Raw genomic sequence first — 12,216 nt, 5'->3', positions numbered from 1 at the left:
CTTATAATGCTCTACTACTTAAAGGCCAATCTTTCATTAGATTGGCCTTTTTGCGCTGTCCAATAGAGAAAGTTACCGTTTAACGAATTTTATCACTGAATTTAGTGTGAAAAATGAATACACTATGCACACCTAATTGCTGATTGCCTAGACCATGAAAAACGACAAACGCCCGTTATACATCCCTTTTGCAGGATCCGCTCTGTTAAGCACTCCTTTACTCAATAAAGGCAGCGCTTTTTCTGCCGACGAACGCAGTTTCTTCAATCTTGAAGGCTTGCTCCCTGAAGCAACCGAAACCATCGAAGAGCAAGTAGAGCGGGCATATCAGCAATATAAAAGTTTTGAAAATAGTATGGATAAACACATCTATTTAAGAAACATACAAGACACCAATGAGACGCTATTTTATCGTTTGGTTCAAAACCATATCAGTGAAATGATGCCCATTATTTACACTCCGACTGTAGGTGCGGCGTGTGAAAATTTCTCTAATATCTATCGCCGTGGTCGCGGTCTATTTATCTCTTACCCAAATCGCGACCGGATTGACGACTTACTTAATAATGCCGCCAACCAAAATGTGAAAGTAATTGTGGTGACCGATGGCGAGCGTATTCTGGGATTGGGAGACCAAGGCATTGGTGGTATGGGGATCCCCATAGGTAAGCTTGCACTGTATACCGCGTGTGGTGGTATCAGCCCAGCGTATACGCTACCCATTGTCTTAGATGTGGGTACCAACAACCCGCAACGTCTTGCCGATCCAATGTATATGGGCTGGCGCCATAAGCGTATCAGCGGGCACGACTATGACGAGTTTGTCGACGATTTTATGCAAGCTGTGCAACGTCGTTGGCCAGAGGCATTGGTTCAGTTTGAAGACTTTGCCCAAAAAAATGCCATGCCACTACTGAACAAGTATAAGAATCGTGTTTGCTGCTTTAACGATGATATTCAAGGTACCGCTGCAGTTACTGTTGGGTCGTTAATTGCAGCCTGTAAAGCAGCAGGCTCACAACTTCGTGACCAACGCATCACATTTGTTGGCGCGGGGTCTGCAGGTTGTGGTATAGCGGAAGCCATTGTTGCACAAATGGTCGCCGAAGGTTTAGACGAACAGAAAGCGCGCGGTCAGGTTTACATGGTTGATCGTTGGGGCTTATTGCAACAAGGTATGCCCAACCTTCTCGATTTCCAGAAAAACCTTGCTCAACCATTTAGCAATACTGAACACTGGGAACAGTCTGAGGATGCCGGTTATGGATTGTTAGAAGTGGTCACAAATGCCAAGCCAACCGTGCTGATAGGTGTATCCGGTGCACCAGGTCTATTCAGCGAAGAGATTATAAAAGCATTATATCAACATTGCTCGCAACCGATTATTTTTCCACTGTCTAACCCTACCAGTCGCGTTGAAGCGACCCCTGCTGATCTAATTGAGTGGACAGAAGGAAACGCGTTAGTCGCAACTGGTAGTCCATTTGAAGCTGTTGTTTATAAAGGTCAACGCTTCGAAATTGCTCAGTGTAACAACAGCTATATATTCCCTGGTATTGGCTTGGGCGTTTTGGCCGTTGAATCCTCACGGATCACAGACGAAATGCTCATGGAGTCGAGTCGCGCTCTTGCGAACTGCTCTCCACTCGCTCGACAAGGCCAGGGCGCGCTGCTACCACCGCTAGAAGAAATTCACACTGTCTCTAAGGCTATTGCGTTTGCTGTGGCCAAAAAAGCGATTGAACAAGGTGTTGCGCTAAAGATCTCTGATGACGCAATACGTACGGCCATTGACAACCATTTTTGGCAGCCAGTGTACCGCCGCTATAAGCGCACTGCTTATTAGGTTGTTAGTACATGGATGTAATCAATAGTTTTGCACAGCTGTTAAGACCGTACTTGTCGGAAATCGCGATTTCACTCGTTGCCTGTACGCTCGTGATAGCGGGCAACGATATCAACCGTTTTGTTCGCGGTGTAATGCGTGGCCACAATTTTGTGGTCAGAACACTCACGTTTGTATTGATTAACGCTTTTGGCTACGGCCTGCTTATTGTTCACCTATCCCCTTTTCTCGCTCGACAACTCGCGGCGCTTAATTCGAACTGGTTAGTCAGTGTTATCTGCGGAAGCTTTTTAGTGATCGGTGTTTGGGCGCAACGAAACAGACAGGTGTAACGTGATTGGTCGCACACCTCCTCGTTCACTGCTCAATTGGCTCGCTCGTACAGTCCGATCGCTACTTATCGGTGGATTGGTACTTGCTGCATTAGCGACTGGTTTTGTTGTCGGAGTTGATCAATGGATTGCTCACAAAGCTAAAAATAAAATTGTGTCGAAAGTCGTTGATGCACCGCTCGCCCCTGTCGCTCTCGTATTGGGAACCAGTAAGTACATTGGCAAGTCACTCAACCCTTACTATACCTTTCGTATTGAGTCGGCGATCGAGCTCTACCAACAAGGTAAAGTCAAAGGCTTCTTATTAAGTGGCGACAACGCTCACCGCTCGTATAATGAACCCTGGACAATGAAACGAGATTTATTGAAAGCGGGTATTCCTGAGTCAGTGATCTTTTTAGATTATGCAGGATTTAGAACACTAGACTCTATTGTGCGCGCTCAATCGATATTCGATGTAGACGAAATGATTATCGTGACTCAAACATTTCATTGCTATCGCGCACTTTATATTGCTAACCACATAAAAATCGATGCTTATTGCCTAGGAGTTAAAGCCCCGACCCCTACGCATTGGTATAACGTGAGGTTTCGAGAAATATTTGCCCGCACAAAAGCATTTTTGGACATCAATATCATTCATACTCAACCTCGTTTTTTAGGCGACAAAGAGCCTATCATCGAGTTGCTCAACAATCCTGAGCCGGAAAAAAAGGTGCCCCAACAGGATTGATTTTTGTTGTGATCGCCGCAACTTAACATTTTGACTGCTTTTACTATCTTCTGTGGCACAAAATCAATACACTGCCAAAAACGTTGTTAATTGGAGAATTCATGGCTGACGTTATCCATAATCCATTGATCATTTTAGGATCAGGCCCAGCGGGTTACACTGCTGCTGTATACGCTGCGCGCGCTAACCTATCACCACTGCTTGTGACTGGAATGCAACAAGGTGGTCAGTTAACCACGACAACTGAAGTTGAAAATTGGCCAGGCGATCCAGAAGGACTAACGGGTCCTGCTCTGATGGAACGCATGCAAAAGCACGCTGAGAAATTTGAAACCAACATTCAGTTTGATCATATCCACACTGTTGAGTTAAAAAACAGACCCTTTACCTTAGTGGGTGATAACGCTACCTATACCTGTGATGCATTGATTATTTCAACAGGCGCATCAGCAAAGTATATTGGACTGGAGTCCGAAGAAGCGTTTAAAGGTCGCGGCGTGTCTGCTTGTGCGACTTGTGATGGCTTTTTTTACCGTAACCAAAAGGTTGCTGTGATCGGTGGAGGAAATACCGCCGTAGAAGAAGCACTGTATCTGTCAAACATTGCGTCAGAAGTTCATCTGGTCCATCGTCGCGATACCTTCCGTGCAGAAAAGATCCTCATAAAACGCCTAATGGACAAAGTCAACAATGGCAACATTGTTCTGCATTTGGACCAAACACTGGAAGAAGTTGTTGGCGACGAAATGGGTGTCACTGGCATGAAGCTTAAAAATGTTCAGTCGGGATCGGTTGTTGAGCATGACGTTATGGGTGTATTTGTTGCCATTGGCCATCATCCAAATACCGAGATTTTCAATGGTCAGCTCGAGATGAAGAATGACTACATTGTTGTTCAATCTGGACTAGAAGGTAATGCGACTCAAACCAGTATTGCTGGCGTGTTCGCTGCAGGTGACGTGATGGATCATACCTATCGTCAAGCCATTACGTCAGCGGGAAGCGGCTGCATGGCCGCACTCGATGCAGAGCGCTACTTAGACAGTATTGAATAATAATGAGGGCGTCAGTTAATTCTGGCGCTCCAATCATTGACCTGTCACTTAATTATTACCTCAGCAATCTATACCACATAGATTGTATGGAATCTGCATGGACAAGCACACTCAAAAATCTCTTCGTAATTGGTTAAAGTTACAATCTAAACATGCTCAGCAATGGATGATGCTATCGATAGTAACGGGGCTTGTATCGACAGTCGCCGTTATTGCTCAAGCAGCGTTTATTGCGACTCTTTTACATTCAGCTATTATCGAAGCTACACCATTAGAGCAACTGACCTCTCCTATTATTGGTCTCATCGCTGCTCTCATTGTGCGCTCGATGGCAACCTATGTGAAAGAAATCGCTGGGTTCAAAGCCGGGGCTCATATTAGAGTGTATATCAGGCAGCTTGTGCTCGATAAAGTACGCCAACTCGGTCCTGCGTATATCCAACAGAAGCAAGCAGGCGCTTGGGCAACGCTCATTTTAGAGCAAGTGGAAGAGATGCAAGACTACTTTGCTAAGTATCTTCCCCAAATGACTTTGGCGGGCGCTGTGCCACTAATGATCCTCATTGTGGTATTCCCGCAAAACTGGGCAGCTGGCGTTATTTTCCTACTCACTGCACCTCTTGTTCCGCTTTTTATGGCGTTAGTCGGTAAGAAGGCCGCTGAAGCAAATCGGAAAAACTTTAAGGCGTTGCAACGTTTGTCAGGTCACTTTTATGACCGCCTACAAGCGTTAACTACCATACGCTTGTTTAATCAAGCTGATCAACAAGTTGAACAGCTTAACGCGGCATCAGAAGTGTTTCGAAAGCGCACCATGAGCGTGCTAAAAATTGCCTTTTTATCCTCGGCAGTTCTCGAGTTTTTTACCTCAGTATCCATCGCAATTACCGCGGTGTATTTTGGGTTTTCATTTATTGGTGAGCTCAATTTCGGTAACTATGGCTTGCCACTGACGTTATTCACTGGCTTATTCATACTCATCCTTGCCCCAGAGTTTTACCAACCACTGCGCGATCTTGGTGCTTATTATCACGCAAAGCAACAAGCCATTGGCGCTGCCGAATCACTGGTTGAGTTTCTAAATATTGCTGTTGATGAGTCACAATCGACCACTCAAGTTTCATCCACTGAGTCGTTGCAGATTGAAGCGAAAGAACTCATTGTTACCGCTCAAGATGGGACCCATTTAGTCGGACCCATTACCGTCTCGGTAGAGCAAGGAGAAAGTATTGCGCTTGTCGGGCATAGTGGTGCCGGTAAAACGAGCTTAGTCAATGCAGTACTCGGCTTTTTACCTTACAAAGGCAGTTTGAAAGTGAATGGTATTGAACTAAAAACCATTCAAGCGGCCAGTTGGCACCAATGCATCAGTTGGGTTGGTCAAAACCCAATGTTGCTTCACGGTACCTTGTTAGAAAACCTTAACTTGGGCGACCATTCCTACTCGGATCAGCAGATTCAACACGCACTGCATCAATCACACAGTGATGAATTTGTTCAAACGCTCGGTTTAAATTATCAAATAGAAGACCAGATGGGCGGCTTATCTGTAGGCCAAGCTCAACGACTTGCTCTAGCACGCGCCATTCTCCAACAAGGCCAACTGTGGATCATAGACGAGCCTACCGCGAGCTTGGACTCTACCAGTGAAGCGCTCATTTTTGATTCTCTTTCACAGGTGACACAGCATAAGACAACACTGATGATCACTCACCAACTCTCCGCGCTTTCCACTGTAGATCGCGTACTGGTAATGGAAAAGGGGCAGATTGTCGAACAAGGTTCATACGCCGAACTGGTTAAACAGGAAGGCGCATTTCATCAAATGTTAAGCGATGCTCAGTACTTGTCATTAGACGATAAGGAGAATTTAGATGGGTGATCTTAAACCTTACTTCCAGCTGTACAAGAAGCATTGGTTCCATCTAACCATTGGTTCACTGATTGGATTGCTCACGCTTCTCGCCTCTGTTGGATTGTTAACTGTATCAGGTTGGTTTCTATCTGCATCTGCGGTTGCAGGTTTAACCATTGCACGCCAAACATTTAATTACATGCTACCTGGTGCTGCGGTTAGAGGACTTGCAATTAGTCGAACTGCGGGACGTTGGGGTGAGCGTGTGATCACTCATGATGCCACCTTCAAATTGCTGACGGATCTTCGTGTTCGATTTTTCAAACGCATGATCCCACTTTTTCCACGAAAAAATGCCACTCTTCGCGACGCTGACTTACTAAATAGAATCACCGCTGATGTCGAAGCGATGGACCATATCTATTTAAGGCTGGTCAGCCCCATTGCACAGAGCCTTATCGGTATTGTATTGCTCTCACTCATTGTAGCCTGGTTTGATACAGCCTCTGGACTTTGGCTAGGCGCTACCCTTGTTGCGGTACTGGTTATTTGGCCTCCCCTCTTTTATAAACTGGGAAAGCACAACGGTGAGCAACTCACTCTAACCAAAGCGAGGCTTCGAACGACGCTGATCGATTACATAAGTGCGCACTCGGAGCTACTAATTTATGGTGGCGAAAACAAACGCTATAAGCAATTTATTGTGCAGCAAAGCAAGCTTATTGAACACCAGTTCTATCATGCTCGAATCAGTGCATTAGCGAGCTCGTTACTCATGCTAGTAAATGGTGTTACGTTACTGGGTATCCTCTATTTAGGACTAAATGGCTATCACGGGGAGCCTGCAACACCGATTACCGCTTTGATCGTGTTTGCCGCACTGTCTAGCATGGAGCTGTTAATCCCTATAGCAGGGGCGTTTCAATTTTTAGGTCAAACTCTCACTTCGGCGAAGAGATTGAATCAAATAACGGAAGCATCGCCAGAAGTGACCTTTTTGGATGATGAAGCAAAGGCTCAACCGCTGTCTTCTCGTTCGTTAGATGTTCAAATCAGCAACCTAAGTTTTCAATATTCGGAACGCCCTGTACTCCAGCAGATCAATTTAACATTGCCTGCCGGCAGCAAAACTGCGTTATTGGGCAAAACAGGCTGTGGCAAGTCAACACTAGCACAACTGCTCACTCGCAGCTGGGATTGCGATTCCGGAGAGATAGTTTTTAATGGTGTATCGCTGCGTCAAATCCCAGAAGACGTGTTAAGAGCATCGACCTCTGTAGTGAGCCAGCGTGTTGACATTCTTAATGATAGTTTGCGTAACAATCTCACTATAGCCAACAACAAAGCTAATGATGAGCAACTCGCAGACGCATTACACAAGGTAGAGCTATCGCATTTACTCGATGACACAGGCCTAGAACAGTGGCTTGGCGACGGTGGGCGCCAGTTATCTGGCGGTGAAAAGCGTCGTATTGGGCTGGCGAGGATGCTTCTTCACACTGGTAAACTGGTGATTTTAGATGAAGCAACTGAAGGACTTGATAAGTCGACAGAAAAGAAGATGCTCGATCTCATTACCGATCATTGTAAAAACAAAACGGCGTTGTTCATTACCCATAGACTATCCAACCTACATACCATGGACAATATTGTAATGATGGAGTCTGGACAGATCGTAGAGCAAGGTGACTTTAGGTACCTACTGAAGCAAAACGGTCGATTTAAGCGCCTTACCGAAGCACTCTAACTCTAAATCATACACGCAATAAAAAAGCCCCTTTCGGGGCTTTTTTGTACGTCGAGAAATCGTATTAGAAAATATGAACTGTCGCGTTCAGAGTGAAGCTGTCTACGTTACGATCACCCATGGCGAAATTCTGGTAGCCCGCACCGATTGATACCATAGAAAAAACAAAGTATTCAGCACCAACACCATACATGATGTCGTAGCCATCTTCGTCGGTAAAGCCGGCAGTACCTGCTAGGTCGTAGGTGTGAGCGCCAAGACGACCGTAAATGTGCAGTGGACCAAAGTCAATGCTTGGTTTAATGGCCAAGTACAACGACGATGAAGAATCGACATCAAAGTCAGAGAAGCCTGCGCTACCGTGATTTTGGTAACCTGCTTCAACACCAATAATTGGAAGAATGCCAGTACCAATGTGAAGGCCAGTTGTTGTTGCACTGTCGCTATCAAAACCAGCTTGACCAATGTTAGCGCCGCCGTAAAGCCATGCGTCAGCCATTGCGAACGTTGAAGTACCTACTAGAGCAAGAGCAAGAAGTGTCTTTTTCATTATATTTCCTTTTGGATATTTCCATGCGGCAATTTACATTGCCGCTCTTTGAGCTTTAAACAGTATTATGCAAATATTTGGCCATCTAACCAGAGCTTAGCATCGGCAATCAATAGTTGTCAGTCTAAGTGACTTAAAAATCGCCATATTTTACTATAACTCCGAAATAGCGTTAAAAATACGTTTGTCAGAAATCGGAAATGGCGTACCCAATTGCTGTGCAAAATAGCTCACGCGCAGTTCTTCTATCATCCAACGGATAGTTTTTGCCTCTTCAGGCACTGCCATCCCCTTTGGAATTTTGTTCAGCAATTCTTTATAAGCGGTATTGACCGACTCTATCTTTAACATGTGTAGTCTATCTTTTGTTGGATCAATAGGGAGTTTTTCTAGACGTTTCTCTAGAGCCTTCATATATCGTAGAATATCAGGCAACTTCTCCCAACCACAATCTGTCGCAAAGCCTTTGTAAATTAGCCCTTCTAATTGCGCTTTGATGTCAGAAAGTGCAAATGCCATTGAAAGATCCACTCTCCCCTTCAGTTTTTTATTGATCCCAAAAGCCATGGTTAAAATAGTTTCGACTTGCTGGGCTATTTCAACTACCGTATCGCCTAACTCGCCTCTGACCGTTTCTTTAAGACGGTCAAAAGACTCCGACTCCCAAACCAAACCTCCATGCTGTGCAATGAGTTTATCCACACCACAGGCAATACAATCATCAATCAAATCCATGACCTTTCCATACGGATTAAAGTACAGCCCCAGTTTTGACTTATTCGGTAAATTGGTATGTAAGTATTTGATTGGCGACGGGACATTAAGTAGCAACAATCGGCGTTGTCCCTGCTGCATAACCTGTTGCTGCTCTGCTTTTGTTTCAAATAGTTTGATAGAAACACTGTTCTTGTCGTCGACAATCGCTGGAAACGCTTTAACTTTAAAGCCACCACGCTTTTGTTGATACACTTCTGGTAGCTCGCCAAAACTCCATGTGTGTAAATCGCTTTGCTCAATGTCATCGTCGGCAACTTTTGACAAGGTTTGCTGAACTTTTTCTTTTAAACTCTCTTTTAACTCAAAAATATCTGTGTGTTCTTTGAGCTTTCTATTGCGATGATCGACAGCTCGATAGGTAATTCTTAAATGTTCAGGAATTTGATCTAACTTCCAGTCCTCACGAAGCACTTCTACCCCCGTCATGCGGCGCAGTTCTTTTTCCAGTGCATCTAATAACGGCATCTGCATCGGTTCGATACGCGCTAAGAATGCTTGCGCATAGTTCGGCGCAGGTACAAAATTTCGTCTTAATGTTTTTGGCAAAGACTTTATTAGCGCAATGATCAATTCTTCGCGAAGACCTGGGATTTGCCAATCAAAACCGTCTTGCGTGACCTGATTAAGAATAGGTAGCGGGATATGTACCGTTACACCATCACTGTCTTGACCAGGTTCAAACTGATAACTCAACTTAAGTTTCAAGCCACCTTGATACCAAAAATTAGGGTAGTCTAAGTCGGTAATATGAGAGGCATCACCTTTGAACAGTGCCTGCTTTTCAAAGTTAAGCAGCTCGGGTGATGATTGCTGAGTCTTTTTCCACCAGCTATCAAAGTGCTTGCCAGACACGACATCAGTCGCGATACGCTGATCGTAAAACAGATAGAGGTCTTCGTCGTCAATCAAAATGTCACGACGGCGCGATTTATGCTCAAGTTCTTCAACTTCTTTGATGAGCTTCATATTGGCTTTAAAAAACGGATGCTTATTGTCCCAGTCTCCTTCGACTAGTGCAGAGCGAATAAAGATTTCTCGAGAAACAACCGGATCTATGTTGCCATAGCTCACTAGACGTTTAGCAACAATAGGGATGCCATAAAGCGTTACTTTTTCATAGGCCATCACTTGAGCGCGTTTTTTCGACCAATGTGGCTCGCTGTGACTCCGTTTAATCAGATGCCCTGCAACGGGCTCTATCCATTCTGGTTGAATCTTGGCAACAATGCGTCCCCACAAGCGCGATGTTTCAACCAACTCTGCTGCAATTATCCATTTGGGCTGCTTTTTAAACAGTCCCGATGCAGGGAAAATATTAAAGCGAGCGTTGCGAGCACCCTGATATTCATTCTTTTCTTGGTCTTTAACACCAATGTGCGACAACAAGCCTACTAAGAGCGCAGCGTGGATTGTTTGATTGTCCGCAGGCGATTTGTTGGGTTTGTAATCGAGCTCTCCCATTACTTGGGAAACTTGAAAGTAAACGTCTTGCCATTCACGTACACGTAGGTAATTGAGATAGTCTTGTTTACACTGTTTTCTAAATTGATTACCTGAAAGCGCCTTTTGCTGCTCTTTGAGATAATTCCACAAGTTAATAAATGCGATAAAGTCAGACTCTTTGTCAGCAAAGCGTCGATGTTTATCGTCTGCTGATTGCTGTTTATCTGAAGGACGCTCACGGGGATCTTGGATCGCCAATGCCGACGTGATCACCATCATCTCGTGCAAACAGCCTAATGCTGGTGCCGCCAATACCATTCTAGCCAGTCTCGGGTCGATAGGTAAGCGAGCAAGCTGTCGACCAATTTTGGTCAGACGATGGACACCGCTATTATCACTTTTTTGCAATGCGCCTAACTCGTCCAGTAGTCTAACACCGTCAGAAATATTGCGCTTATCGGGCGCTTCAACAAACGGAAATGCTTGAATATCACCTAACCCCAAAGCCGTCATTTGTAAGATAACTGATGCGAGGTTGGTTCTTAAAATTTCTGGGTCTGTAAACTCAGGGCGGCTTAGAAAATCCTCTTCCGAGTACAAGCGAATGCAAATACCTTCGCTCACGCGTCCACAACGCCCTTTCCTCTGATTGGCGCTGGCTTGCGACACGGCCTCAATAGGTAATCGCTGCACTTTAGTGCGGTAAGAATAGCGACTAATACGGGCGGTACCGGGATCAACAACATACTTAATGCCAGGTACAGTTAAACTGGTTTCCGCAACGTTAGTACTGAGTATGATTCGTCGACCAGCATGGGATTGGAATACTCTGTTTTGTTCTGCCGATGATAACCGCGCATACAGTGGCACCACTTCTGTGTCTCTTAGTTTCAACCGATTAAGCGACTCTGCTGTATCTCTGATTTCTCGTTCGCCATTCAAAAACACGAGAATGTCGCCTTGACCTTCCAGACATAATTCTTCGACGGCGTCATTGATGCCTTCTAGCACGTCTCGCTCTGAGTCATCGTCACCATTGAGTGGGCGATATCGTGTTTCTACTGGGTAAGTTCGCCCAGACACTTCAATGATCGGTGCATTATTAAAGTGTTTTGAAAAGCGCTCCGGGTCGATTGTTGCCGAAGTAATAATGACTTTGAGGTCCGGTCTCTTAGGCAGCAGGTTGCGAAGATAGCCCAAGATAAAGTCGATGTTTAAGCTTCTTTCGTGCGCTTCATCGATAATGATAGTGTCATACTGATTCAAGAATCGATCATGTTGAATCTCGGCCAACAAAATACCATCAGTCATAAGCTTGACCTGAGTGTTGTCCGAGACTTGATCGTTAAAACGAACTTTATAGCCAACAAACTCGCCAAGCGGTGTATGCATTTCTTCTGCAATACGGTTTGCAACCGAACGAGCGGCTAAACGTCTTGGTTGAGTATGGCCAATTAAACCATACTTGCCTCGGCCAAGCTGTGCACAAATCTTTGGTAGCTGAGTGGTTTTGCCTGAACCGGTTTCGCCCGCCACAATCACAACTTGATTCTCTTCAATGGCTTTGGCAATGTCATCGCGCTTTTGACTGACGGGCAAGTCCTGAGGATAGTCAATTACAGGCTGAGCATTAAGGCGCGATTGCACCTCACTCATTGAACGTGCGATATCGAGCGCTATTTGGTCATAAACAGCATTTCGTGACTCCTCAGCCTTAATTCTTTGCGCTCCTTGGATTCGCTTGGACAAGCGAAAGCGGTCTCGGATCATACATTGAGATAGGGCTTTTCTTAGGCTTTTAGGGGAGTTTTGTTCAAATGTGGGGGATGACACGCGCGACCTTCCATCTACGATTCTATTGCGCGCGATTGTAGCATA

Annotated in this window: 8 protein-coding genes; 6 read left to right on the top strand and 2 right to left on the bottom strand. The window is 45.1% G+C overall.

Annotated features, from left to right (window positions below):
* Positions 1-154: 154 nt before the first annotated feature.
* From ST37_RS15320 to cydC, 6 genes are all read left to right on the top strand, one after another.
* On the top strand, positions 155-1,846 hold the full coding sequence (locus ST37_RS15320; protein WP_084887913.1) for an NAD-dependent malic enzyme: 1,692 nt from the start codon (positions 155-157) through the stop codon (positions 1,844-1,846).
* An 11-nt stretch (positions 1,847-1,857) separates the two neighbouring features.
* Positions 1,858-2,178 (top strand): DUF3392 domain-containing protein, encoded by a 321-nt coding sequence (locus ST37_RS15315; protein ID WP_084887911.1) that lies wholly within the window; start codon positions 1,858-1,860, stop codon positions 2,176-2,178.
* A gap of 67 nt (positions 2,179-2,245) precedes the next feature.
* Complete coding sequence (locus ST37_RS15310) at positions 2,246-2,911, top strand: ElyC/SanA/YdcF family protein (RefSeq protein WP_242426335.1); 666 nt, start codon at positions 2,246-2,248, stop codon at positions 2,909-2,911.
* 101 nt (positions 2,912-3,012) lie between these two features.
* The gene (gene trxB, locus ST37_RS15305) at positions 3,013-3,966 is read left to right on the top strand and encodes a thioredoxin-disulfide reductase (protein ID WP_084887907.1); all 954 of its coding nucleotides are present in this window, start codon (positions 3,013-3,015) and stop codon (positions 3,964-3,966) included.
* Between the two features lie 97 nt (positions 3,967-4,063).
* On the top strand, positions 4,064-5,848 hold the full coding sequence (cydD, locus tag ST37_RS15300; RefSeq protein WP_084887905.1) for a cysteine/glutathione ABC transporter permease/ATP-binding protein CydD: 1,785 nt from the start codon (positions 4,064-4,066) through the stop codon (positions 5,846-5,848).
* Positions 5,841-7,568 carry a cysteine/glutathione ABC transporter ATP-binding protein/permease CydC gene (gene cydC / locus ST37_RS15295; protein WP_084887903.1) on the top strand — a complete coding sequence of 576 codons (1,728 nt, stop codon included), beginning with the start codon at positions 5,841-5,843 and terminating at the stop codon, positions 7,566-7,568. Before cydD ends, cydC begins: the two co-directional genes overlap by 8 nt.
* 64 nt (positions 7,569-7,632) lie before the next feature.
* Here the strand turns inward: cydC and ST37_RS15290 are convergent, their stop codons facing one another.
* A complete protein-coding gene (locus ST37_RS15290) occupies positions 7,633-8,118 on the bottom strand; it encodes an outer membrane beta-barrel protein (protein ID WP_084887901.1) in 486 nt (161 codons plus the stop codon).
* Between the two features lie 153 nt (positions 8,119-8,271).
* Positions 8,272-12,192, bottom strand: coding sequence for an ATP-dependent RNA helicase HrpA (gene hrpA / locus ST37_RS15285; RefSeq protein ID WP_242426334.1), 3,921 nt, complete (start codon positions 12,190-12,192; stop codon positions 8,272-8,274).
* Positions 12,193-12,216 lie beyond the last annotated feature (24 nt).

Source organism: Vibrio sp. qd031, from assembly GCF_002100145.1.
GTDB lineage: Bacteria > Pseudomonadota > Gammaproteobacteria > Enterobacterales > Vibrionaceae > Vibrio.
The sequence above is the reverse complement of the archived record's forward strand: the minus strand, read 5'-3'. Positions and strand labels throughout refer to the sequence as shown.

Coding starts and splice junctions, on each gene's coding strand:
- cydD (WP_084887905.1), top strand. CDS start 4,064: ATGGACAAGCACACTCAAAAATCTCTTCGTAATTGGTTAAAGTTACAA.
- ST37_RS15320 (WP_084887913.1), top strand. CDS start 155: ATGAAAAACGACAAACGCCCGTTATACATCCCTTTTGCAGGATCCGCT.
- trxB (WP_084887907.1), top strand. CDS start 3,013: ATGGCTGACGTTATCCATAATCCATTGATCATTTTAGGATCAGGCCCA.
- ST37_RS15315 (WP_084887911.1), top strand. CDS start 1,858: ATGGATGTAATCAATAGTTTTGCACAGCTGTTAAGACCGTACTTGTCG.
- ST37_RS15290 (WP_084887901.1), bottom strand. CDS start 8,118: ATGAAAAAGACACTTCTTGCTCTTGCTCTAGTAGGTACTTCAACGTTC.
- cydC (WP_084887903.1), top strand. CDS start 5,841: ATGGGTGATCTTAAACCTTACTTCCAGCTGTACAAGAAGCATTGGTTC.